The sequence below is a fragment of the Nonomuraea typhae genome (assembly GCF_009760925.1).
Classification (GTDB): Bacteria; Actinomycetota; Actinomycetes; order Streptosporangiales; family Streptosporangiaceae; genus Nonomuraea; species Nonomuraea typhae.
Map to the genome: position 1 here is coordinate 683,333 of NZ_VRLV01000002.1, position 23,231 is coordinate 706,563.

A 23,231-nucleotide genomic window follows, 5' to 3' on the forward strand; every position below is an offset into this window, starting at 1 on the left:
ACCGCCTCACCCGGACACCTTGCTCCAGAACCCGCAGCGGTGTTCGCTGCCCAGGTCGACTGGCTTGATGCCGCCCTGGTCGGCCGGTTTGAGGCTGATGGCCGTGCCGGAGCGCGGGTCGAAGGCGGGCCATCCGGCGGGCTCGCCGGTGCGGGCGAAGGAGGTCCAGAAGCCGATCATCCGGTCGGCCAGGCGCCACTGCGCGGGGGTGAAGTCGTCCCATGGCCGGCCGTGCAGGTCGAAGAGGTACGGCAGGTCGCTGGCGTGTTGTGCCCCCGGCGGGAAGCCGGCGGGGATGCGGGCCAGGTTGGGCGCCTTCTCGTCGGCGAGCTCGAAGGCGTAGACCGGGGTACGGCGGGCCATCGCGCGATCGGCCCACACGGTCGGGCAGGCCCAGGCGCGGTCGTCGGCCACGGTCGCCCAGGCGAGGGCCGGGGAGCGGTAGTCCGGCAGCGGGTACGCCCGCAGGACCGTCTCGGCGTGCTCCGCTGACCCATTCGAGCATGCACGAGCCGGATTGGATGATCGCCTTGTGGATCAGGCCCCGCGCGGCGGGCGAGGTCAGCAGGGCGCAGGTGCTCATGCCCCCGGCCGACTCCCCGAACACGGTGACGTTGCCCGGGTCGCCGCCGAAGGCCGCGGCGTTGCGCTTGGTCCAGCGCAGGGCTTCGAGCTGGTCGGCCAGGCCGAAGGTGCCCGATCCGGCCAGGCCGGGCAGCCCGAGGTAGCCGAAGGCGCCGAGCCGGTAGTTGACCGTGACCACGATGACCTCGCCCTTGGCGACCAGGCGGCGCGGGTCGTAGGCGCTGCCCCAGCCGGTGGTGTAGCCGCCGCCGTGCAGCCAGACCATGACCGGCAGCGCCCTGCCGGTGTGCCTGGCCGGGACGGTGACGTTGACGAACAGGCAGTCTTCCGCGCCGATCTGCTTGCCGGCCGCCAGTTGCGTGCAGCTCTCGCCGGGCTCGGTGGCGTCGGCCCCCCGGCCAGGGCTCCACCCGGACGGGGTCCCTCCACCGCAGCTCGACCACGGGGGCCCCGGGCACGGTCATCGAGCCCAGCACGAGCAGCATCGCGAGCAGCGACGATCCCATGACCTACTCCTTTTCGATTCACGGGATCGCCAAACTACGCAACGCGCACCGGTCACCGGCACCCGCGAAAGTTGCGGACTGGTGACCGGAGGTTGCATATCTCAGAGCCGGGGGTCGACCGGCTCGGTCTCCATGGCCAGCACGGCGAAGACGGGCTCGTGCACCCGCCACATCGCCTCGCCCTCGGCCAGCCGGGCCAGCGCCTCCAGCCCCAGCGAGTGCTCCCGCAGCGCCAGCGAGCGCTTCTTGCCGAGGAAGCGGCGGCGCAGCACCTCCAGCGACTCGGTGTAGTCGGGCCCGTAGATGATGCGCAGGTACTCCTGCCCGCGCACCTTGACCCCGGGCTGGACCCGGCCCGGCACGTGCGCGGCGGGCTTGACCACCATGCCCTCGCCGCCCTGCGCCGTCATCGCCTCCCACCAGGCCGTGGCCTCCTCGCGCGCGGCCGCCGAGTCCAGCGGGACGAAGACGTGCCGCGTGGGCGTGATCAGCTCCGACTCCAGCCCGCCCAGCAGGGACAGGTGCCAGGCGTGCGGCTCGAGCGCGGTGTTGCGCCCGGTCTGCGCGTTCCCGCAGGCCAGGATCTGGAACGGCGCCAGCCGTACGCCGTCGAGGCCGTCGACGGGCCAGCAGTAGCGCGCATACGCCGCGCGGAATCGGGCAGCGTTGTCCTGGCGGCGTCGGGTGCGCGCCAGCAGTCCGCCCACATCCAGGCCGCGCCCGGCCGCCGTCTCCAGGGCCGCCGTGGCCAGCGGAAGCGCGCTGCCCGCCGCGGCGCCGACGGCCGCGTACTGCGTCTTGATCAGCTCGCCCGCCTTGGCCGACCAGGGCAGCAGCTCGCAGTCGAGCATGAGCCAGTCGGCGCCGAGCTCGTCCCACAGCGGGGCGACGGCCGCGCGCAGCCGCTCCACCAGCGGCGCGGTGTCGTCGAAGAAGCGGCGGCCGGTGCGCGTGTAGATCTCGCCCGCGCTGCCGTCCGTCACGCCGAAGCGCGCCGCGGCCGCCTCGGGGGTCTTCGCGAGTACGGCTACCGCCCGCGAACCCATGTGCTTCTCCTCGCACACCACCTCGGTGACCCCGGCGGCGGCGAACTCCTCGAACGCCTGGGCCGGGTGCTCCAGGTACCCGTCGAGCTGGGAGGTCTCCGGCGGCGCCATGGTCGGCGGCAGGTAGACCAGCCAGCGCGGGTCGGCGGCGAAGCGGCTCATGACCTCCAGCGCGGCAGCGGCGTTGGTGTCGAACACCTTCACCCGCGGGCCGAAGCGGGTCTCGACGTAGCGGGTGCCCTGGACGTCGTTGATGTCCAGCTGGCCGGGCTCGCGGGTGTGGCCGCCGAGCGGCTTGACCGACTCGTACCAGACCTTCTCGGCCGGCACGGAGACGATCTCGCGCGACGGGTAGCGCAACGCCGTCAACTTTCCGCCGAACACCACTCCGGTGTCGAGGCAGATGGTGTTGTTGACCCACTCCGGCCGGATGGTCGGGGTGTGCCCGTAGACGACCATGGCCCGGCCGCGGTACTCCTCCGCCCACGGGTAACGCACCGGCAGGCCGTACTCGTCGGTCTCCCCGGTGGTGTCGCCGTAGAGCGCGAAGGCGCGCACCCGGCCGGAGGCGCGCCCGTGGTATGCCTCCTTGAGGCCGGCGTGCGCGACCACGAGCTTGCCGTCGTCGAGCACGTAGTGGCTGAGCAGGCCGTCCATGAACACGCGGGCCCGCTCGGCGAAGGCCGGGTCGCCGGCCGCGAGCTGGTCGAGCGACTCCTGCAGGCCGTGCGCGACCCGCACCTTTCGGCCGTTGAGCGCGCGCACGAGCTTCTGCTCGTGGTTGCCGGCCACGCAGATGGCGGTGCCGGCCTCGACCATGTCCATGACGATGCGCAGCACGCCGGGCGTGTCGGGGCCGCGGTCGACGAGGTCGCCGACGAAGACGGCGGTGCGGCCCTCCGGGTGGTGGACGCCCTGCCAGCCGAGCTCGCCCAGCAGCGTCTCCAGCTCGGCGCGGCAGCCGTGCACGTCGCCGATGATGTCGAACGGGCCGTGCAGGTGGCGCAGGTCGCTCCACGCCTTCTCGTAGGTGATCGTCGCGGCGTCGATCTCGTCGAGGCCGCGCAGCACGTGCACCTTCCTGAAGCCGTCCCGGTTGATCTTGCCGAGGGAACGGCGCAGGTCCTTGCGCTGCCGGATGACGACACCGGCCCCGAAGTCGCGGTCGGGCCTGGTCTCGTTGCGCGCGATCGCCGTCTCCTCGGGTACGTCGAGGACGATCGCGTCGGCCAGCACGTCGTGCTGCCTGGCCAGCTCGATGAGGCTCTTGCGGGCCTGATACTGCACGTTGGTGGCGTCGACCACGGTGAACAGGCCGCGGCTCAGCCGTACGCCCACGATGTGGTGGAGCAGGTCGAACGCGGCAGGGGTGGCGCTCTGGTCGTTCTCGTCGTCGGAGACCAGGCCGCGGCAGAAGTCGGAGGAGATCACCTGCGTGCGCTTGAAGTGCTTGGCGGCGAACGTCGACTTCCCGCTGCCCGAGACCCCCACCAGCACCACGAGGGACAGTTCGGGAACGCTAATCACGCGTGAAAACCCCCATCTGAGTCGAAGGACCCACTTCTGGATCCTCTTCGCCGACCGCCTTGACCGCGACGCTGTAGCCGTACTGCTCGCACACCCTGGCGCACCACGCGGCGAACTCCGCCCGCGTCCACTCGAAGCGGTGATCACGGTGCCGCATCCCGGTCAGGAACTCGTAGCGCACGTTGTACTCGACGTTCGGCGTGGTCACGAGCACGTGCTGCGGCCTGGCCGTACCGAAGACCACGCGCTCCAGCGCGGGCAGGCGTGGCGGGTCCACGTGCTCGATCACCTCCATGAGCACCGCGGCGTCGTACCCGGCGAAGCGCTTGTCGGTGTAGGTCAGCGCCCCCTGGAACAACGTGAGCCGGGCACGCTTGCTGTCCGGCATGCGCTCCAGCCGCAACTTCCGGGCGGCGATCGTCAACGCCAGCGGCGAGACGTCAACCCCGGTCACCTGGGTGTACCGCGGCTTGGCCAGCAGCGCGCCGACCAGCTCGCCCTGACCGCACCCCAGGTCGATCACGCTGGACGCGCCGAGCTCCTCCAGCGTCGCCAGCACCGCCTCGCGCCGCAGCACGTTGAGCGGCCGAGCCTTGACCGGAGCCGCGGAAGCCTCCTCGGCGGCCAGCGCCTCCTCGGTCTCGGCCGCCACCGCCTCGTCGGCCGCGGTCTCGTCCGGCGCCGCCTCCTCGGCGACCGCGGGCTCGAGCTGCTCCTCGGTCTCGTCCCCGAGCTCGGCCAGCCGGGCCAGCGCCGATCGCGCCAGCGCCCAGCGCCGCCCGAGATAACGCCGCGCGATCACCCCGCGCATGGGGTGCTCCCGCAGCCACCCCTCACCGGCCCGAAGCAACTTGTCCACTTCGTCCGGCGCGACCCAGTAGTGCTTGGCGTCATCCAGCACCGGCAGCAGCACGTAAAGCTGATTCAACGCCTCGGACAGCCGCAAGGTCCCCCGCAGCGTAAGCCGCACATATCGCGACTCACCCCATTCCGGGAAGCTCTCATCCAGAGGTACGGCTTCCGCCTCGACGTCCCACCCGAGCGGCTCGAACACCCCGCGGGCCAGATCCGCCCCGCCCCGGCACACCAGCGTGATCACCAGCGGCAGCGGCGTCCCGGGCAGCTCGGGCTTCGCGTTGCACCGCCCGGCGCGGGCCGTCCTGAACACGTCGGCCAGCGTCACCGCCATCAGCGACGAGGCCGCGTACGGCCGGTCGTTGACGTACTGCGACAGGCTGAAGTCGGGCGAGTTCTTCCCACTGGACCTGACCAGCGCCACCGGATCCACTTCCAGAAGCAGCGCGACCGTGCACCGGTCCTCGCTCGCCTCTGGATAGAACACCGTCGCCGTCCCGAAGGATTGCCGGAACTCCTGCACCCGGTCGGGATGCTTGTGCAGCAGGAAGCCCAGGTCAGTGGCCGGCGTGGCGGTGGTCGTGATCGTGAGTAGCACGCGGAAAGTCTGGCTTATCCCGTATCAAGATCGCGAACCAATTCAGGCCCAGGGCCGCCAGTCGTCCGTCGGAATGGTCACCTTGAAGGGGTCGGGCAGGTCCACGGTCTCGCCGAAGGACCAGGAACGCACGGACGCGTAGACGCCGCGTTCGCGATCGGGGCCGGCGAACAGAGCGGTCATCGAGACGGCCGGGTCACGGTCGACCAGGAGGAAGAAGGGGATCCCGGCCCGCGAGTAGCCGGCCCACTTCGTGGCGCCGCCTCCCGGGGAAGCAGGCTCACGATCATGGCCGGCGGTGTCGCTGGACGTCACCTCCACCACCAGGTTGACCTGGTACCCGGCTAACCACTGGAGGTCCTTCTGCGCCGCGTCGTCATAGACATCGGCATCCATGACGAGGACATCGGGCACATAGCCATCCGCTGTGGACAGATTCAGGTCGGCGACCTCGACGGTTTGCCAAGGGAACGTGTCGTCCTGGAGCTCAGCGGTGACGAAGGCACGGCGAATGCCGTGAATGATCCAGTTGTGCCCCAGGGATGGCATGGGCGACACGACGACCCGACCTCCAATGATCTCGACTCGCGTGCCGTCGCGAACCTTGAGGTACTCGGCCAGGTCGCCTCTGAGCCACATGGCGTAGGGGGAATCCGTCACGGCCACAAAGCGAAGGTAATCCACGCTCCGTGACCGTGCCGTAGCCGAACGGCCGGCGGGGTGGGAAACCTTATACGTGGGGCAGGATCTCCGCCGCGATCAGCTCCAGGTGGTCCAGGTCGGACAGGTCCATCAGCTGCAGATACACATGCTCGGCCCCCAGCGCCGCGAACTGCTCCAGCTTGCCCAGCACCTCCGACGGCGTCCCGGCCAGGCCGTTGCCGCGCAGGGACGACAGGTCGGAGCCGATGGCGGCGGCGCGGCGGTCCAGTTCGGCCTGGCCGGTGGCCACACAGGTCGTCTGGGCGGCCGACATCAGGACCGTACGGCCGGCCTCGGCGGCGGCCTGCCGTACCGTGTCGAAGAACGTCCCGGTCTCGTCCACGGTGCGGAAGGGGACGTTGAACTCGTCGGCGTAGCGGGCGGCCAGGCGCGGGGTGCGCTTGGCGCCGAAGCCGCCGATGATGATCGGCGGGCGGGGGCGCTGGAGCGGTTTGGGGAGGGCGGGTGAGTCCTTCAGCTGGTAGTGGGTGCCGTCGTAGGAGAACGGGGCGTCGGCGCTCCAGAGGCCGGTGATGATCTGGAGCTGCTCCTCGAAGCGGTCGAAGCGCTCGCCGATCGGCGGGAAGGGGATGCCGTAGGAGGCGTGCTCGGTCTCGTACCAGCCGGTTCCGAAGCCGAGTTCGATCCGGCCGCCGCTCATCCGGTCCACCTGGGCGACGCTGATCGCCAGCGGGCCGGGCAGGCGGAAGGTCGCGGGGGTGACCAGCGTCCCCAGGCGCAGGCGGGAGGTGTCCCTGGCCAGGCCGGCGAGGGTGATCCAGGCGTCGGTGGAGCCCGGGCCCGGCTCGCCCGGTCCGATGCGCTGGTAGTGGTCGGAGCGGAAGAACGCGTCGAAACCCAGCCGCTCGGCTGCCTGCGCGACGGCGAGCAGGTCGTCGTAGGTCGCGCCTTCCTGCGGCTCGGTGAAGATCCTCAACTTCATATGGCCCATTATCTGGAGATTGGCCGCGCGGCTCCGCACACCCTTGCTAAATTTCACTTTCGGTAGCCATCCCGCCACGAAGGGTTGCCCATGCCGAACAAGAGACGGCGCAAGCGGGAGCCGGGCACTCCCCCGCGATCCATGGTCGTCCTCGCCGCGCTCGCCCTCGCCGGCGGCACCGCGGTCGCGGTCTGGCTCCTGCCCGCGCGGGCCACGCCGGAGGCGCCCGTCAAGGCGGCGTCCCCGACGCTGAGCCCCATGGCCCAGCCGCCGGCGCAGGAGCCGCTCCTGCCGGCCGACGGCCCCTCGGCCTTCCTCGCCTTCGTCGACACCGCCCGCGAGCCCGGCTTCAACCTGGCCGATCACAGCCGCCGCACCGGCCTGCGCTGGTACGCCCTGGGGCACGTGGTGGCCGGTGACGACTGCGCGCCGAGGTGGGGCGGCAAGCTCGAGCCCGGCGCGAACCCGGTGGCCAACCGCATCGGCCGCCTGCGGGCGGGCGGCGCGGACGCGGGCCTGTCCTTCGGCGGCCCGGCGGGCAGGGAGCTGGCGGGCGCGTGCACCGACCAGGACGCGCTGACCGCCGCCTATCGCAGGATGATCGCCGCCTTCGGCGCCAGGTTCGCCGACTTCGAGATCCGCGACAACGCCGACACCGCCGCGGGATCGCGCCGGGCCGGTGCGTTGCGTACCCTCCAGCGGGAGCGCCCGCTCCACGTCACCTACACCTTCCCGCTGGGGCCGAAAGGGCTGTCGGCCGGGGACGCCGCCCTGCTCAAGCTGACCCACGACGCCGGGGCGCGGGTCTCGGTGGTCAACCTGCTGGCCGCGCTCGAGCCCCGTGCCGCGCCCGAGGGGCGGCTGCGACGGGTGGCGGCGGCCGTACGCGCCGCGCACGCCCAGATCGCCCACGCGCACGGACTGACCGACGCCGGGCAGACGTGGCGGCGGATGGCGCTCACCACGGTGCTCATCAGCCCTGACGACCTCGGCGAGATCGACGCCCGCAAGCTGACGACCTTCGCGACCCGCTACGAACTCGCCTGGCTCTCGCTTCGCGGCGCCGCTCCGCGGCCGGCGGTCTCCCAAATCCTCTGGCGCACTCGTGCGTGAACTATAGGATTTTGCGGTCAAGGGGGTTTTTGTCATAGGAGGAGTGTGTGAAGGCGTCCGGGGCGGAGGTCGCCAGGAAGGTGCTCCTCTACTGGATGGACGCGATGGTCGTCGTCCTCGGGCTCATCTACCTGTTCATGCTGCTGGGCCTGTGGGACACAGGCCGGCTCGCGGGCACCTCCGCCGTCATCGTCGCCGTGCTGCTGCTGGGGCAGCTCTCCGTCTTCCCGCTGATCCTGCGCGCCGCCTACGACGACAAGCCCAGGCCGACGGTGCTGCTGGTGGTCTCCGGGGTCTTCATGGCGGCCTCGCTCCCCTTCATCCCGCCGGGCACCGGGAGCAGCACGTGGGAGATCGTCGGCGGCATCTGGCTGTCCGGGGTGGCGGTCAACGTCCCCTGGCGGGTGTCGGTCGGCATCGGCACCGTCGTGGGCCTGTGCACCATCACGGTCAGCCATCGGGTCGCCGGCATGTCGCTGCCCTGGGCCATCGTCAACGAGGTGCTCACCCTCATCCTGACGCCACTGGCCATGTGGTGCTGGGTGTGGCTCTGGCACACGATCAGGGAGGCGCACGAGAGCCAGGAGGCCAAGACGCGCCTGGCCGTCGCCGAGGAGCGGCTGCGCTTCGCCCGCGACCTGCACGATCTGCTCGGCCACAGCCTGTCGGTGATCAGCCTCAAGAGCGAGCTGGCGGCCAAGCTCGCCGCCAAGGACGCCGGCCGGGCGGCCGGTGAGATGAGCCAGATACGCGAGCTGGCCGGTGACGCCCTCATCGAGGTGCAAGCCGCCGTCGAGGGCTACCGCTCGCTCGACCTGCAGCAGGAGCTGCTCGGCGTGCGGGCCGCGCTCGAGGCCGCGGGCGCCCGCTGCGAGATCGCGGTCAGCGCCGACGATCTGTCGCCCTCCGCCCGCGCGCTGCTCGCCTGGGTGGTGCGCGAGGGCGCCACGAATATCCTCAAGCACAGTACGGCCACGCGCTGCGCGATCACCATCGACGGAGGCGTCCTCGAAATGCGCAACGACGGCGTCACCGGCCCTCGCGGCGGCTCCGGCAGCGGCCTGCGCGGCCTGGCCGAGCGCCTGACCACCGCCGGCGGGTCGTTCTCCGCCCAGGCCACCGAGTCGGGCGAGTTCCTGCTGCGCGCGGCGGTGCCCGCGTGATCGGCCTGGCCCGCGTCTTCCGCGCCAGCAAGCTCGACCGCATCCGCTGGATGGTCGTCTACTCCTCCGACATCATGAACGCGCTGGCGTTCCTCGGCTTCATCCAGCTCGCGCTCGAGTGGGAGACGAACAGCCTGCCCGTCGCCGTCATCGTCGCCGCCGGCGTCCTGATCGTCGTCTTCTACGGCCTGTCCACCCGGCCCTACCGGATCGCCACCAGGGGCGGGGCCCGGCCGACCGTGCTGCTGGCGGTCACCGGCGCGCTCGCGCTCGGCTTCGCCGCGCTCACCATGATCTGGCTGCTGCCGGTGTGGCTGGGCCTGGTGTCGCCGTTCCTCAGCAGGCGCGTCTTCTGGCCGGTGGCGGCCGGGATCACCGGCGTGGCCGCCGTCTACCTGGGCTTCGCGGGCGGCTGGCCCGCGGTGGCCGTCCTGCTGGTGCTCACGGGGTTCGTCACCGGCGCCACGGTGGCCAACATGTGGATCTGGCGGATCGCCCTGGAGGCGCACGAAGGGCAGGAGGCCAAGGCGCGGCTGGCGGTCTCGGAGGAGCGGCTGCGCTTCGCCCGCGACCTCAACGACCTGCTCGGCCAGAGCCTCACCGACATCGCCGCCAAGGCGGGCCGGGCCGAAACCACGCTGGCCGCCGACGCGGAGCTGGCCTCGGCCGAGATGTTCGAGGTGCGCGACCTGGCCAGGGGCGCGTTGCGCGAGGTCCGCACCGCCGTACAGAACTATCGCGCGCTCGACCTCGGCGAGGTGCTGGCCAGCGTGCGCGCCGTGCTGGAGGCCGCGGACGTGCAGTGCACGATCGAGGACGACGGCGGCGACCTGCCCGCCGAGGCGCGCACGCTGCTGGCCGCGGTGGTGCGCGAGGGTGCCACCAACGTCCTCAAGCACAGCGCCGCCCAGCGGTGCACGATCACGATCAGGAATGGGGTGCTGGAGATGTCCAACGACGGGATCTCGCCGGACGCCGGGGAGCCCGGCGGCCTGCGTGGCCTGGCGCAGCGGCTGAGCGCGGCGGGCGGCTCGCTGAGCGCCGGCGCCGCCGACGGCGTCTACCTGCTGCGGGCCGCCGTATGAGCACGCGCGTGCTGCTCGCCGACGACGAGCACCTCATCCGCGGCGCGCTGGCCGCCCTGCTCGATCTCGAGGACGGCATCGAGGTCGTCGCCCAGGTCGGGCGGGGCGACGAGGTCGTGGCCGCGGTCGCCGAGCATCGGCCGGACGTGGCCGTGCTCGACATCGAGATGCCCGGCATGGACGGCCTCAGCGCCGCCGAGCGGATCAGCTCCCAGTGCAAGATCGTCATCTTGACCAGCCTCGGCCGCCCCGGGTACCTGCGCCGGGCGATGGCCGCGGGGGTGAGCGGGTTCCTCGGCAAGGACGCCTCGGCCGAGGAACTGGCGATGGCCATCCGCAAGGTGATGGCCGGCGGCCGCTACCTGGACGCCGAGCTGGCCGCCGCCGCGATGGCCGCCGGCGACAGTCCGCTGACCGAACGCGAGCGCGACGCCCTCCGCCTGGCCGGTGACGGCGCTCCCATCTCGAAGATCGCCACCGAGCTCCATCTGACGGAGGGCACCGTCCGCAACTACCTGTCCAGCGCGATGACCAAGCTCAACGCCCAGAACCGCCTGGAGGCCATCCGTACGGCCCAGCGCATGGGCTGGCTCTAGTGTGACGAGAGCAGGTGGGCCAGCTCCTGCTCGACCTCCTGGTTGGCCACGAACAGCAGTTCGTCCCCGGCCTCCAGCGGGTCGTCGGCGGTGGGCACCAGCACGCGGCCCTCGCGCAGGATGGCGACCAGGGCGGCGTCCGTGGGCCAGGGCACGGAGCCAGCGCGCTGGCCGACCACCGGGGCGTCGTCGGCGAGGGTGAGCTCGACCAGGTTGGCCTGCCCCTGGCGGAAGGTCATCAGGCGGACCAGGTCGCCGACGCTGACGGCCTCCTCGACCAGGGCCGACAGCAGGCGGGGGGTGGAGACTGCCACGTCGACGCCCCAGGACTCGTTGAACAGCCACTCGTTGGAGGGGTGGTTGATGCGGGCCACGACGCGCGGCACGCCGTACTCGGTCTTGGCCAGCAGCGAGACCACGAGGTTGACCTTGTCGTCACCGGAGGAGGCGACGACGACGTGGCAGTTGTTGAGCCCGGCCTCGTCCAGCGAGGAGATCTCGCAGGCGTCGGCGAGCAGCCATTCGGCCCGGGGCACGGTGTCGATCTTGATGGCCTTGGGGTCGATGTCGATGAGCAGGACCTCGTGGCCGTTCTCCAGGAGCTCGGCGGCGATGGAGCGGCCGACGGCCCCGGCGCCGGCGATGGCGACGCGCATCAGTGGTCCTGTTCCGGCGCCGCGGCGAGCACCTTGTTGATCCGGTCCATGTCGTTCTCGGCGGCGATGACGTGCAGGATGTCGCCTTCTTGCACCATGGTCTCGTTCTTGATGACGACCGCCTCGCCCATGCGGTTGATGAAGGCCATCCTGGCGCCGGCCCGGTCTTCGACGTCGACGACCCGGGTGCCGATCCAGGCGGGGTTGACCGTGACCTCGGCGAGGACGACCGTGCCGGTCGGGTCGCGCCACAGGGGCTCGGCGCCCTCGGGCAGGATGCGGCGCAGGATCTGGTCGGCGGTCCAGCGCACGGTGGCCACCGTGGGGATGCCGAGCCGCTGGTAGATCTCGGCGCGGCGGGAGTCGTAGATGCGGGCCACGACGTTGTCGACGCCGAAGGTCTCGCGGGCCACGCGGGCGGAGATGATGTTGGAGTTGTCTCCGCTGGAGACGGCCACGTACGCGGAGGCCGATTCGATGCCGGCCTCGATCAGCACGTCACGGTCGAAGCCGATGCCGGTGACACGGCGGCCGCGGAAGCCGGCGCGCAGGCGGCGAAACGCCTGCGGGTCCCGGTCGATGATCGCGACCGAGTGGCCGTTGTCCTCGAGGATGTGGGCGATGGTCGACCCGACGCGGCCACAGCCCATGATCACTATATGCATACTCTCCGCCGTCCGCGGTTTGGCAGGTTCGCCTATCAGTATGGCCTGATAAGGGAGCGCCGTAACTGGAGGAGGCGGGTTGCGGGCTAGCATCGGTTTCCGTGGCGAAGGTTACGGATCTCCTGAAACGCGTCCTCGTGGGCAGGGCGCTACGCAGCGGTCAGCTGCATGAACAGCTGCTTCCCAAACGCATCGCGCTGCCCGTCTTCGCCAGTGACGCGCTGTCGTCGGTCGCGTACGCTCCGCAGGAGATTCTGGTCATCCTGTCCCTGGCCGGGGTGTCCTTCTACCACTACAGCCCCTGGGTCGCGATCGCCGTCATCGTCGTGATGCTCACGGTGGTCGCCTCCTACCGGCAGAACGTCCACGCCTATCCCAGCGGCGGCGGCGACTACGAGGTGGCCACCACGAACCTCGGCAAGAACGCCGGGCTGACCGTGGCCAGCGCGCTCATGGTGGACTACGTGCTCACCGTGGCGGTCTCGGTCGCCAACGGCGTGGACTACGTGGGCGCGACGGTTCCGTTCGTGGCCGAGCACAAGCCGGCCGTCGCCATCGGCATCGTCGTCCTGCTCACCGTCGTGAACCTGCGCGGCATCAGGGAGTCGGGGGTCGCCTTCGCCATCCCGACCTACGCCTTCATGATCGCCGTCGTGGGGATGATCGCCTGGGGCCTCATCCGGCTGCTGATTCTGGGCGACGAGCTCAAGGCGCCAACCGCCGACTACGGGATCGTGGCCGAGCAGACGAACCTCACCTCCTTCGCCGCCGCCTTCCTCATCCTGCGCGCCTTCTCCTCCGGCTGTGCCGCGCTGACCGGTGTCGAGGCGATCAGCAACGGCGTGCCCGCCTTCCGCAAGCCCAAGAGCAAGAACGCGGCGACCACGCTGCTCATGATGGGCCTGGTGGCCATCACGATGTTCGGCGGCATCATCGCGCTCGGGCTGGTCTCGGGCGTGAAGGTCTCCGAGCACCCGGCGCTGGACATTCTCATCAACGGCAAGGCCGCCGGCGAGGACTACTACCAGCAGCCGATCATCGCCCAGGTGGCCGACGCCGTCTTCGGCAGCGGCTCGGTGCTGTTCGTGCTGATCGCGGCGGTGACCGCGCTGATCCTGTTCCTGGCCGCCAACACCGCCTTCAACGGCTTCCCGGTGCTCGGCTCGATCCTGGCCCAGGACCGCTACCTGCCCCGCCAGCTGCACACCCGCGGCGACCGGCTGGCCTTCTCCAACGGCATCGTCATCCTGGCGCTGGGCGCCTGCCTGCTGCTGTGGGGCTTCCAGGCGGATGTGAGCCGCCTGCTCAACCTCTACATCGTGGGCGTCTTCGTCTCCTTCACGCTCAGCCAGACCGGCATGGTCATCCATTGGACGCGCCTGCTGAAGACCGAGACCGACCCGCGCGCGCGCCACCAGATGCACCGCTCCCGGGTGATCAACTTCTTCGGCGGCATCATGACCGGGCTCGTGCTCATCGTGGTGCTGCTGACGAAGTTCCTGGTCGGCGCCTGGATCGTGTGCATCGCGATGCCGATCCTGTTCCTGATGATGAAGGGCATCCGCCGCCACTACGACAAGGTGGCCGCCGAGCTGGAGATCGGCGAGGACTACGACCCGACGATGCTCCCGGCCCGCAACCACGCGATCGTGCTCGTCTCCAAGGTGCACAAGCCGACCATGCGCGCCCTGGCCTACGCCCGTGCCACCCGGCCGTCCACGCTGGAGGCGGTCACCGTCGGCGTCGAGGGCGACGAGGCCCGCCGCCTGCAGGAGGAGTGGGAACGGCTGGGCATCCCGGTGCCGCTGAAGATGCTCGACTCGCCCTACCGGGAGATCACCCAGCCGGTCCTGGACTACGTCAAGACGCTGCGCCGCCGCTCGCCGCGCGACGTCATCACCGTGTTCATCCCCGAGTACGTCGTGGGCCGCTGGTGGGAGCACCTGCTGCACAACCAGAGCGCGCTGCGGCTGAAGGCGCGGCTGCTGTTCAAGCCGGGCGTCATGGTCACGAGCGTGCCGTGGCAGCTGCACTCCTCCGACCGGCTGCTGGGACGGCCGGAGCCGTTCGCGCCGGGTTCGGTGCGCCGCCCCTGGCATCAGGTCATCAAGGACGAGCAGCACTTCACGGGGCAGAAGGAGCGCTGATCAGCGCCTGCAGGCGGGCGGTGTCGCCCGCACTCCAGCCCTCCGGCGCGGCGATGGCCGCCCAGCCCTCCGCGACGTTCGCGCCGTAGACGTGGCCGTGCCCCGACGGCACGTCCTGCGCCACCACCATGTCGCCCAGCACCTGCCAGAACGTCACCAGCGGGAACCAGTTCATCTGCGGGTTGACGTCCGGCCCCCGCGGCGCCCGCAGCCACTGCGGCCTGGCGTAGATCAGCTCGGGCGTCCACCACACCACTGGGTCGGAGGCGTTCTGCAGGTAGACCACGCGCGGCCGGGCCCAGGGCCCCGGCGGCCGCGCCAGATCCGCGGGGTACTGCCCGAACCGCACGGTCCTGCCCTGCTGGTAGACCGGCCGCCACACCGGGCTGTACGGCTCGCGGTCCTCGGTGATCGTGCCCCAGATCGGATTGGCCTGCGGCGGCCCCACGAACAACGCCCCGCCGGCCCGGCTCAGCAGCTGCGGCAGATCGCGGAAGGCGCCCTCCAGCTCGTAACTGCCCAGGCTCTCCCCGGAGACCACCAGCAGGGGCCGCCGCCCGGCCGGCAGCCGCTCCCAGCGCGCCCGGACCGCGTCGACCAGCGCCTGGCCCGCCCGCGCCGCCTTGCCGCGGTCCACCAGGAAGGAGACCCAGCTCGGCAGGTAGGAGTACTGGAGGGCGACCATCGCGCAGTCGCCGTTGTACATGAACTCCAAGGTGCCGGAGATGTGCCCGTCCACCCAGCCGGTGCCGGTCGTGCCGAGCACCGCGAGCACCGGCCGCTCGAACCCGCCCGTCCTTTCCAGCTCGCGTACGGCCAGCGCCGCCTGCTCCGCCGGAGTGGACGCCGACTGGAGCCCGACGTAGACCCGGATCGGCTCGGCGGGGGCCGACCCGGAGAAGGCGCGCAGCCGCGCGGCCGGTGTGACGGTCCCGGCGAAGTTGCGTCCCTCGCGCCCCAGCGACTCCCACGGCACCAGCGAGCCCGCCCCGCCGGAGACCATGGCCGAGCCCGGCCGCCGCACACCCGGGTCGGTGCTGCGGTTGGCGACCGCGGAGGCGTCGTTGACGGCGTTGACGAACCCCTGGAACAACACGTCGTTGGCCAGCACCCCGACCACGCCGGCCACGATCACGATGCCGGTCGCCTGGGCGATGCGCGCCGGGACGTAGCGGTCCAGCCAGGTGATCAGCTTGCGGCCGCCCAGCCGTACCGACCGGGCGAGGAGCAGGAACAGCGCGAACAGCACCACGCTCGCGGCCAGGATCACCGGCGGGAACCAGCTGATCCGCGTGGTCATGCCCATGAGCGCGCGCAGGTCGTCCTGCCAGTCCAGGCTGTACCACAGCGTGAGGGCCGTCAGCAGCGCGCAGCCCGCGATCAGCGTCCGCCAGGCCAGGACGCGGCGCCGTTCCGGCAGCCGGTAGCGGATCAGCGCCCGCCCGGCCGCGCCCGCGCTCGCGCCCACGGCGTACCCCAGGATGCCGGTGATCGCGCCCACCACGCCCTGCATGATCCACGGCCGGGGCAGCAGCGTCGGCGTCAGCGAGGCGCAGAAGAACAGCGTGGCGACCAGCGTGCCGCCGAATCCGAGCCGCCGTCGCACCACCCGCTCTTCCCGCATGACCACATAGCGTAATGAAGCATGCACTTGACGGAGTCGCCCGGGTGAGGGCTTAGGCTGTCCTCCTGTGGAACAGGCAACGCTGGAACTGACGGTAGGCCCGGTCGCCCACGGCGGCTGGTGCGTCGCACGCCACGACGGACGGGTGGTGTTCGTCCGCCACGCGCTGCCCGGGGAGCGGGTGCGCGCCCAGGTGACCGAGGAGACCGCCCGGTTCCTGCGCGCCGACGCCGTCGAGATCCTTGAGCCCTCGCCCGACCGGGTCGTGCCGCCCTGCCCGTTCGCCGGGCCGGGGCGCTGCGGCGGGTGCGACTGGCAGCACGCCACGCTGGAGGCGCAGCGTGAGCTGAAGGCCCAGGTGGTCGCCGAGCAGCTGCGCCGCCTGGCCGGGATCGAGCGGAAGGTGCTCGTCGAGGAGGTGCCCGGGGCGCCCGGCGGCCTGGGGTGGCGGACGCGGGTGCAGTTCGCCGCCACACCCGCCGGCGAGCTCGGCTTCCGGCGGCACCGCTCGCACGCCATCGAGGTCGTCGACGCCTGCCTCATCGCCCATCCCGAGGTGGAGGCCGTCGGCGCCGAGGCCCGGGGCTGGAAGGGCGCCGCCGGGGTGGAGGTCATCGCCTCCGAGCTCGGCGACCGGGCCGTGGTCATCGCGCCGCGGCCGCGCCGTACCGTGGCCGTGCCCGACCTGGACGTGCCCGCCGACATCCTCGTCAACCAGGGCAAGGGACGCACCGACCCGCGGCACGGCTCGGGGGTTCTGCACGAGCGGGCGGGCGACCGGGAGTTCCGGGTGTCGGGCAGCGGGTTCTGGCAGGTGCACCCCGGCGCCGCCGAGACCCTGCTGGACGCGGTTCTGACCTACGCCCAGCCGGAGCCGGGCGAGTGGGCGCTCGACCTGTACTGCGGGGTCGGGTTGTTCGCCGCCGCGCTGGCCGAGCGGGTGGGTGAGGAAGGCGCCGTGTTCGGGCTGGAGTCCGAGGCCGCCGCCGTCCGCGACGCCCGTGCCAACCTGCGTGACCTGCCCCAGGCCCGGGTGGAGCGGGGGCGGGTGGAGGAGGCCCTGGACCGCTTCCAGATCGAACGCGCCGACCTGGTCGTCGTGGATCCGCCGCGCTCCGGCCTCGGCCGTGACGTCGTGGACCGGATCGCCGCCCTGGAGGCCGCCAGGATCGTGTACGTCTCCTGCGACCCGGCCACCCTCGCGCGGGACCTGGCCTGGCTGGACGAGCGCGGCTACCGGCTGGCGGACCTGCGGGCGTTCGACTGCTTCCCGCAGACCCACCACGTGGAGTGCGTGGCCCTGCTGATCGCGGGTTAGGCCACCGAGGGCTTGATCGGCGTACGGCCCCGCCCGAGGACCCACACCATGGCCCCCAGCGCCGCGACCTGCAGCGGCCAGCCCATCAGGATCTTGGTGATGCCCAGCGCCGCCACCGCCTCGTCGCCGCCGTACAGGTAGACCGGCAGTTGCACGGCCACCCGGACGATGCACGGGATCATGAGCAGCCAGGTCAGCCGGGTGCACAGCCGCACGATGCCCGCGTCCTTGTGCCAGGCCGTGGGATCGCCGGTGACGGAGCCGATGAGGAAGCCCACGACCGGCCACCGGGACACGATCGAGATGAACATCGCCACCGCGTACCCGGCATTCCACAGGATGCCGGGCAGGAAGTAGGCCCTGGCGTCGCCGGAGCGGCTGGCGAAGAAGGCGCCGATCGCGATGCCGATGAGGCTGTTGATGACGAACTGGGGCGTCGAGCGCTGAACCAGGCGGACCAGCAGGAGCAGCACGGCCAGCGAGATGCTGACGATGAGCGAGAGCCTCAGGTCCTCCCTGGCGATCCACGTGATCGTGAACGCGATCGTCGGCACCGCGGCCTCGATCATGCCGCGCACGCCGCCCAGCGCTTTGCTGAGCTGCGCGCGCACCGCCGACTCGACGGTCTCGTGGGCGTGCTCTTCGGCCTCGGCACTCACGTGATCAGCTCCCTGGACGCAGTTCGTATCGTGGATTGAACATCACCTTGCGCCCGTCCTGCATGCTGACCAAGCCCTCGGCCTTGACGATGCGGCCGGGTTCGATGCCCGCGATGCGGCGGCGGCCGAGCCAGACGAGGTCGATCACGTCGGACCCGTCGTAGAGCTCGGCCTCCAGCGCCGGGGCACCGCCCCGGGGACGCAGCGTCACGGTACGTAGCGTACCGGCTACGCAGAAGCGGCGTCGGCCGCCGCACCTGACGATGGGTGTGGCGCCGGCCTGGTCGGCGTCCTCCCGCAGCTCCTGAGCTTCGATCTCGGACTGGGGGGAGGCAAGCCGATTGAAGAAGCCGCGCAATCCCCCGCGTTTGTGGGGCTCTGCCGTACTCGTCATGATGACTCAGCTTATGTGATGGAGGACCTCAGCGAATCTCACTGATTTCCGGCCCTCGCTTGAAGGGATCGAGGCTGGGCGCACCCGCCTCCTGCTGGGGCGTCGCCTCGTTGGGACGGCGCAGCGGGATCGGCTCCTCCCTGGCCATCGGGTCGGTGCCGCGCACGACGACGATGTCCTTGACGAACTCGACGAACTCGGCGCCGACCTTCTCGTCGACGGCGGCCCGGCCGCTGATGATGGCCAGCAGCAGCCAGCGGGGGCCGTCGACGCCGAGGTAACGGATCTGTCGCCGCCCGTCCTCGGACTCGACCTCGCCGGACAGTTCGACGCCCAGCGGGCCGTCCTGCTCGGACAGGCCGCTCGACGTGGAGGTGATCTTGGTGCGGACCTCCTCCCACAGCCCGGCGGACTTGGGCGCGGCCACCGCCTGCACCTGCAGCGTGCTCTCCTCGTACAGGGCGATCACGCTGACGTGCTGGTCGCCCAGCGCGGCCAGGCGGATGTCGAAGGCCGGGTGATGCGGAACCCTCAGGCCGCCCAGGTCGATGCGGTCGGTCTCGGGGTGGCCCTCGTCGGCGTCCCAGGGACCCGACTCGCGCGACGGCTCGGCCGCCGCCTCGACGACCTGCTCCGCCTGCTCGCGGCGCTTGCGTCGGAACACGTTCCTCACTCCTTCAGCGTCCTGTGGAACCGAAGCCGCCGTTGCCGCGCGCAGAACCGGGCAGGCTCTCGACCTCGGCGAAGCCGGCCCGCTCCACGCGCTGGATGACCAGCTGGGCGATCCGGTCGCCGCGGCGCAGGCGGAAGGCGTCCTTGGTGTCGGTGTTGATCAGCGTCACCTTGATCTCGCCACGGTATCCGGCATCGACGGTGCCGGGGGCGTTGACGAGGGTCACGCCGTGCTTGGCGGCCAGGCCCGAGCGCGGGTGCACGAAGGCGGCGTAGCCGTCGGGCAGCGCGATCGCCACGCCGGTGCCGACCACGGCACGCTCGCCGGGCAGCAGCTCGGCGTCCTCGACGGCGTAGAGGTCGGCGCCGGCGTCGCCCGGGTGGGCGTAGGACGGCAGCGGCAGCCCGGGATCGAGCCGCTGGATCAGGACCTCTGGCCTCATCAGGGGTTCACCTCGTAGTCATGGTGCTCGGCGGCGATGGCCGCGGCGTCACCGTGCTCGGCGAAGTGCTCCATGCTCACCTCGAGGAACAGCGCCGCCGCGCGGACGGCGACCGGGCCGTCGGGGGCGCCGACGCGCCCCTCAGCCTCAAGGTACGCCTTCCTGCCGGAGATACCGGTGCACCAGGCCCGCAGGTGGAGTGTCGTGCCCACGGGAACCGGGCGAAGGTAGTCGGTCTCCAGCCGGGCCGTGACATAGGGCTTGCGGAACAGCCAGATGGACATTCCGATGATCTCGTCCATCGCGGCGGCCAGGACGCCGCCGTGCGCCAGGCCGGGGGCTCCCTGATGGGCCGTGCCGACCGTGAACTCGGCCTCGACCGTGGCGCCGCCGGGGGTGCTGGCGGTCAGGTGCAGGCCGGTCGGGTGGTCGGCGCCGCAGCCGAAGCACTGGCTGTAGTGGGAGCCGAGCACCGAGCCGGGCGGCGGCGCGTTGAGGTGTGCCTTGGGCTGGTCCGCGCCTTCGGGGGGCGTGGTCAGGGTGGAGCGTGTCACGGGTGACGAGGTTACTCCTTAGGCGGAGCCGGCACGTCCTTGGCCTGGTCATCCGCCTCTTCCGCGTCCGCCGGAGCGGCGGGCGGCAGTTCGATGGGCGGGTCGTGGAGCAGTGCCGGAAGTGCCCGGTAGATGACGGCGGCCACCGGGACCGCCACGGCGGCGCCCGCGATGCCGCCCATGATGCCGCCGACGGCCAGCACCAGGATGATCGCCAGCGGGTGGAAGTTGAGCGCCCTGCCCACGATCAGCGGCTGCAGCACGTGGTTCTCGAGCTGCTGCTCGACGATGAGCACGATGACGAAGACCAGCGCCTTCCACGGCGCGACGGAGCCGAGCGTGACCAGCGTGGCGACGGTCCCGGCGAAGAAGATGCCGACGATCGGGATGAAGCTGGCCAGGAAGATGAGCACCGCCAGCGCGGCCCAGAGCGGCACGCCCAGCCCGGCCAGCACGATGCCCATGATCACGCCGTGGACCGCGGCGACCGCGACCGTGCCCTGGACGTAGTGGGAGATCGTGATCCAGGCGGCGCTGCCCGCCCGGTCGACCCGCGGCGCCAACGAGCCGAACGCCTTGAGGAACCACGACCAGATCCGCTCGCCATCCTTGAGCAGGAAGAACGTGACGAACAGCAGCAGCACGAGCGAGGCCAGGAACTCCACCACGACCTGCCCGGCGGCCAGCGCGGTGGTGGTCAGCGCGGCCTGTTGCAGCGATATCCAGTCGGTGATCTGCTTGGTCCAGTTGGTCAGGTCGTTCTCGCTGAGGTGCAGCGGCCCGATGAGCAGCCAGTCGCGCAGGTTGTTGACGGTGACGGTGATCTGCCTGGTCAGCTCGGGGAACTCCTCGCTGGCCCGGGCGCCCACCAGCCAGCCGGTGCCGCCCAGCACGGCCAGCGCCACGAGCATGGTCAGCCAGGTGGCGTAGATGGGCCGCATGCCGGCGTTGCGGAAGACCCTGGTCAGCGGATAGAGCAGCGCGGCCAGAAGCACCGCGATCGCCACCGGCAGCGCCACGAAGCTCAGCCGGGCGATCACCTGGGCGATGACGTAGACGACCGCGCCAACGAGGATCAGGCAGGCGCTCCACGCGGCCAATCGAGCGAGCGTGGACGGCACGAGTTTCGTCAGTCGGTCGGAGAACACGTGTTCAAGACTGGCACGTCAGGCGGGCAGATGCGCGCACATATTCGGGCCTGTGCAACGGCATCGGGCCATGTCACGTTCGACGCATGAAGGCAGCCCCGGTTCTCGCAGCGCTCCTCGTCGCCTCCTCCGCCCTCGTCGCGCCGCCCGCCCAGGCCGCAGCCGGCCTGTCCTTGGAGGTGCTCTCCAGCCGCGCCGACCGGGTGAGCGGCGGTGACGCCCTTCTGAGAGTACGGCTGGCCCCGCGATTACGCGTCCTGCGTAACGGCGAGGACGTGACCACGGCCTTCACCCCCGACCCCGGCGGAAAGACGGCGACCGGCCTGGTCGCGGGCCTGCGACCGGGCGAGAACCTGGTCACGGCGACCGCCCGCCACCTCAGGGACACGCTGAGACTGCGCAACCACCCGATCTCCGGCCCGATCTTCTCCGGCCCGCAGCAGTATCCGTTCGTCTGCAAGACCGAGCGCACCGGCCTCGGCCCGCCGGTCGCCGACAACCAGGCGGGCCAGGGCTATCGGGTCGAGGGCGGCTGGAGCAAGGACTGCTTCGCCCCCTCGGTGACCGACCGCGTCTACCGTTCGACCGGCGGCCAGTGGAAGCCGATGCCCGCCGAGCGCCCGGCCGACATGGCCACGACCACGCTCATGGACGGCCGGACGGTCGACTTCGTGGTCCGCCGCGAGCGCGGGGTGATCAACCGCTTCCTGTACTCGATCGCGGTCGTGGAGGGCGGCTGGAACCAGCGGGCGATGTACCGCTTCGACGGCGGCGTCGGCATCGGCCACAACCAGGGCAACCTCGGCGGCAGCGCCCTGGACCCGTACGGCCTGGGCCGGGGCTACGCGATCCTGCACTCCTCGGGCACGCGCACCTCCACCCACTACAACCTGATCCTGGGCGCCGAGACCGCGCTCATGGTCAAGGAACGCTTCATCGAGCTGTACGGCAGGCCGCTCTACACGGTGGGCGTGGGTGGTTCCGGCGGCGCGATCCAGCAGTACGTCTACACGCAGAACGAGGGCGACCGGATCATCGACGCGGCGATCCCGCAGTACTCCTATCCCGACATGGTCACCCAGACCATCCACGTGGGCGACTGCGAGCTGCTCGAACGGTACATGGACGCCAATCCCCGCTGGGCCGGCTGGGACTCCAGGAGCGCCCTGATCGGCATGAACGCCAGCGACACGGTCGCCAACCCCTACACCCGCAAGCCCGGCGCGAGCGAGTGCGTGATCGGCTGGCGCGGCCTGACCCCGCTGGCCATGAACCCGAAGTGGACCGACGACAACGACCCGGAGTGGGCGAGGATGGACCCGCCGGGCGTCAAGGACACCGTGCACTGGACGCACTGGGAGGACCTGAAGAACGTCTACGGCGTCGGCCCCGACGGCTATGCCCGCTCTCCCTGGGACAACGTCGGCGTGCAATATGGCCTTAAATCCCTGCAAAACGGGACGATCACTCCGGAAGAGTTCCTGGACGTCAACGAGAAGGCGGGCACCTGGAAGGAGTCCGCGGACATGGTCCAGGAAGGCTGCCCGTTCGTCCCGGCCGCCTGCCCCGCCGACTGGGACCCGTGGAGCGCCCGCAACATCCGCCAGGGCCGCCGGACCGGCGACCCGATCGCGATCCGCAACGTCGAGCGCAGCGGCCTGGTCTTCAGAGGCGCGATCGACATCCCGGTGATCGACTGGCGGCACTACCTCGAAGACCAGCTCGACATGCACAACAGCCACCAGTCCTTCGCCGTCCGCAAGCGCATGCTCGACCACGACGGCGACGCCGCCAACCAGGTCATCTGGTTCACCGACGCGCGCCCGGACGGGCCCCGCTTCGACCAGACCCCCGAGGCGCTGCAGGTCGTCGACGAGTGGATGGCCAACATCCGGCAGCGCCCGTGGCGCGGTGTGGCGGGCAACAAGCCGCCGCTGGCCGTGGACCGCTGCTTCACCACCGGCGGCGCCCAGATCGCCGCGGGCCGGGGCGTGTGGGACGGCATTCTGGACCGGCGTCCCCAGGGCGCCTGCACCAAGGCGTTCCCGCTCTACTCCACCAGCCGGATCGTGGCCGGAGGCCCGATCGAGGGCGGCGTGTTCACGTGCCGCCTGCAGCCGGTGGAGAAGGCGATCGCCCGCGGCTTGTACGGCGGCTGGCAGCCGTCCCCCGCCGAGCGCGCCCGCCTGGAGGCGGTGTTCCCGACGGGGGTGTGCGCCTACTAGCCCTCCA

General features: G+C 71.1%; 21 protein-coding genes and 1 pseudogene. 7 read left to right on the forward strand and 15 right to left on the reverse strand.

The window, feature by feature from the left end; all coding sequences use genetic code 11:
- Positions 1-6: 6 nt before the first annotated feature.
- From FVE25_RS54350 to FVE25_RS09695, 6 genes and pseudogenes are all read right to left on the reverse strand, one after another.
- Complete coding sequence (locus FVE25_RS54350) at positions 7-414, reverse strand: carboxylesterase family protein (protein WP_219825410.1); 408 nt, start codon at positions 412-414, stop codon at positions 7-9.
- 130 nt (positions 415-544) lie between these two features.
- Positions 545-940, reverse strand: a pseudogene (locus FVE25_RS56970) (carboxylesterase family protein); the annotation flags it as partial.
- Between the two features lie 252 nt (positions 941-1,192).
- A complete protein-coding gene (locus tag FVE25_RS09680; protein WP_157246073.1) occupies positions 1,193-3,664 on the reverse strand; it encodes a polynucleotide kinase-phosphatase in 2,472 nt (823 codons plus the stop codon).
- On the reverse strand, positions 3,657-5,117 hold the full coding sequence (locus FVE25_RS09685) for a 3' terminal RNA ribose 2'-O-methyltransferase Hen1 (protein ID WP_157246074.1): 1,461 nt from the start codon (positions 5,115-5,117) through the stop codon (positions 3,657-3,659). Before FVE25_RS09685 ends, FVE25_RS09680 begins: the two co-directional genes overlap by 8 nt.
- A 42-nt stretch (positions 5,118-5,159) precedes the next feature.
- The gene (locus tag FVE25_RS09690; RefSeq protein ID WP_157246075.1) at positions 5,160-5,783 is read right to left on the reverse strand and encodes a Uma2 family endonuclease; all 624 of its coding nucleotides are present in this window, start codon (positions 5,781-5,783) and stop codon (positions 5,160-5,162) included.
- Positions 5,784-5,847: 64 nt separating this feature from the next.
- Positions 5,848-6,762 carry an LLM class F420-dependent oxidoreductase gene (locus FVE25_RS09695; protein WP_157246076.1) on the reverse strand — a complete coding sequence of 305 codons (915 nt, stop codon included), beginning with the start codon at positions 6,760-6,762 and terminating at the stop codon, positions 5,848-5,850.
- Positions 6,763-6,852: 90 nt separating this feature from the next.
- On the opposite strand from FVE25_RS09695, the gene FVE25_RS09700 reads away from it, so the two are divergent.
- From FVE25_RS09700 to FVE25_RS09715, 4 genes are read left to right on the forward strand one after another with little or no spacing between them, the layout of a single operon-like run.
- The gene (locus FVE25_RS09700) at positions 6,853-7,875 is read left to right on the forward strand and encodes a glycoside hydrolase family 18 protein (RefSeq protein WP_157246077.1); all 1,023 of its coding nucleotides are present in this window, start codon (positions 6,853-6,855) and stop codon (positions 7,873-7,875) included.
- Positions 7,876-7,922: 47 nt separating this feature from the next.
- Positions 7,923-9,038, forward strand: coding sequence for a sensor histidine kinase (locus FVE25_RS09705; RefSeq protein WP_157246078.1), 1,116 nt, complete (start codon positions 7,923-7,925; stop codon positions 9,036-9,038).
- Positions 9,035-10,123 (forward strand): sensor histidine kinase, encoded by a 1,089-nt coding sequence (locus FVE25_RS09710; RefSeq protein ID WP_157246079.1) that lies wholly within the window; start codon positions 9,035-9,037, stop codon positions 10,121-10,123. The genes FVE25_RS09705 and FVE25_RS09710 overlap by 4 nt, the downstream gene beginning before the upstream one ends.
- Positions 10,120-10,719, forward strand: a complete 600-nt coding sequence (locus FVE25_RS09715) for a response regulator transcription factor (RefSeq protein ID WP_157246080.1) — start codon at positions 10,120-10,122, stop codon at positions 10,717-10,719. The genes FVE25_RS09710 and FVE25_RS09715 overlap by 4 nt, the downstream gene beginning before the upstream one ends.
- On the opposite strand, the gene FVE25_RS09720 is transcribed toward FVE25_RS09715, so the two are convergent.
- Both FVE25_RS09720 and FVE25_RS09725 read right to left on the reverse strand, forming a co-directional pair.
- Positions 10,716-11,375, reverse strand: coding sequence for a potassium channel family protein (locus FVE25_RS09720; protein WP_157246081.1), 660 nt, complete (start codon positions 11,373-11,375; stop codon positions 10,716-10,718). The genes FVE25_RS09715 and FVE25_RS09720 overlap by 4 nt on opposite strands.
- Positions 11,375-12,040 carry a potassium channel family protein gene (locus tag FVE25_RS09725; protein WP_157246082.1) on the reverse strand — a complete coding sequence of 222 codons (666 nt, stop codon included), beginning with the start codon at positions 12,038-12,040 and terminating at the stop codon, positions 11,375-11,377. Before FVE25_RS09725 ends, FVE25_RS09720 begins: the two co-directional genes overlap by 1 nt.
- A gap of 101 nt (positions 12,041-12,141) precedes the next feature.
- Between FVE25_RS09725 and FVE25_RS09730 the strand changes: the two genes are divergently transcribed.
- Complete coding sequence (locus FVE25_RS09730; RefSeq protein ID WP_157246083.1) at positions 12,142-14,187, forward strand: APC family permease; 2,046 nt, start codon at positions 12,142-12,144, stop codon at positions 14,185-14,187.
- On the opposite strand, the gene FVE25_RS09735 is transcribed toward FVE25_RS09730, so the two are convergent.
- The gene (locus FVE25_RS09735) at positions 14,165-15,811 is read right to left on the reverse strand and encodes an alpha/beta hydrolase (RefSeq protein WP_157246084.1); all 1,647 of its coding nucleotides are present in this window, start codon (positions 15,809-15,811) and stop codon (positions 14,165-14,167) included. The two genes, FVE25_RS09730 and FVE25_RS09735, sit on opposite strands and share 23 nt — an antisense overlap.
- Positions 15,812-15,878: 67 nt before the next feature.
- Between FVE25_RS09735 and FVE25_RS09740 the strand changes: the two genes are divergently transcribed.
- Positions 15,879-17,129, forward strand: a complete 1,251-nt coding sequence (locus tag FVE25_RS09740) for a class I SAM-dependent RNA methyltransferase (RefSeq protein WP_157246085.1) — start codon at positions 15,879-15,881, stop codon at positions 17,127-17,129.
- On the opposite strand, the gene FVE25_RS09745 is transcribed toward FVE25_RS09740, so the two are convergent.
- The 6 genes from FVE25_RS09745 to FVE25_RS09770 form a co-directional block, all read right to left on the reverse strand.
- Positions 17,126-17,788, reverse strand: a complete 663-nt coding sequence (locus FVE25_RS09745; protein ID WP_246266850.1) for a DUF3159 domain-containing protein — start codon at positions 17,786-17,788, stop codon at positions 17,126-17,128. The two genes, FVE25_RS09740 and FVE25_RS09745, sit on opposite strands and share 4 nt — an antisense overlap.
- 4 nt (positions 17,789-17,792) lie before the next feature.
- Positions 17,793-17,999 (reverse strand): OB-fold nucleic acid binding domain-containing protein, encoded by a 207-nt coding sequence (locus FVE25_RS56975; protein ID WP_246266851.1) that lies wholly within the window; start codon positions 17,997-17,999, stop codon positions 17,793-17,795.
- A gap of 211 nt (positions 18,000-18,210) precedes the next feature.
- Positions 18,211-18,846 carry a DUF3710 domain-containing protein gene (locus FVE25_RS09755; protein ID WP_157246087.1) on the reverse strand — a complete coding sequence of 212 codons (636 nt, stop codon included), beginning with the start codon at positions 18,844-18,846 and terminating at the stop codon, positions 18,211-18,213.
- Between the two features lie 13 nt (positions 18,847-18,859).
- Positions 18,860-19,297 (reverse strand): dUTP diphosphatase, encoded by a 438-nt coding sequence (gene dut, locus FVE25_RS09760; RefSeq protein ID WP_157246088.1) that lies wholly within the window; start codon positions 19,295-19,297, stop codon positions 18,860-18,862.
- Entirely contained in the window at positions 19,297-19,851 is a 555-nt protein-coding gene (locus tag FVE25_RS09765) for a PaaI family thioesterase (RefSeq protein ID WP_157246089.1), read from the reverse strand. Before FVE25_RS09765 ends, dut begins: the two co-directional genes overlap by 1 nt.
- A gap of 11 nt (positions 19,852-19,862) precedes the next feature.
- A complete protein-coding gene (locus FVE25_RS09770) occupies positions 19,863-20,999 on the reverse strand; it encodes an AI-2E family transporter (protein WP_157246090.1) in 1,137 nt (378 codons plus the stop codon).
- 86 nt (positions 21,000-21,085) lie between these two features.
- Between FVE25_RS09770 and FVE25_RS09775 the strand changes: the two genes are divergently transcribed.
- Positions 21,086-23,224, forward strand: a complete 2,139-nt coding sequence (locus FVE25_RS09775; RefSeq protein ID WP_157246091.1) for a DUF6351 family protein — start codon at positions 21,086-21,088, stop codon at positions 23,222-23,224.
- Positions 23,225-23,231: the final 7 nt, after the last annotated feature.

Excerpts from the sequence above, each read along its gene's own strand:
- FVE25_RS09695 (WP_157246076.1), bottom strand. The coding sequence starts at position 6,762 with ATGAAGTTGAGGATCTTCACCGAGCCGCAGGAAGGCGCGACCTACGAC.
- FVE25_RS09700 (WP_157246077.1), top strand. The coding sequence starts at position 6,853 with ATGCCGAACAAGAGACGGCGCAAGCGGGAGCCGGGCACTCCCCCGCGA.
- FVE25_RS09715 (WP_157246080.1), top strand. The coding sequence starts at position 10,120 with ATGAGCACGCGCGTGCTGCTCGCCGACGACGAGCACCTCATCCGCGGC.
- FVE25_RS09720 (WP_157246081.1), bottom strand. The coding sequence starts at position 11,375 with ATGCGCGTCGCCATCGCCGGCGCCGGGGCCGTCGGCCGCTCCATCGCC.
- FVE25_RS09725 (WP_157246082.1), bottom strand. The coding sequence starts at position 12,040 with ATGCATATAGTGATCATGGGCTGTGGCCGCGTCGGGTCGACCATCGCC.
- FVE25_RS09735 (WP_157246084.1), bottom strand. The coding sequence starts at position 15,811 with ATGCGGGAAGAGCGGGTGGTGCGACGGCGGCTCGGATTCGGCGGCACG.
- dut (WP_157246088.1), bottom strand. The coding sequence starts at position 19,297 with ATGAGGCCAGAGGTCCTGATCCAGCGGCTCGATCCCGGGCTGCCGCTG.
- FVE25_RS09775 (WP_157246091.1), top strand. The coding sequence starts at position 21,086 with ATGAAGGCAGCCCCGGTTCTCGCAGCGCTCCTCGTCGCCTCCTCCGCC.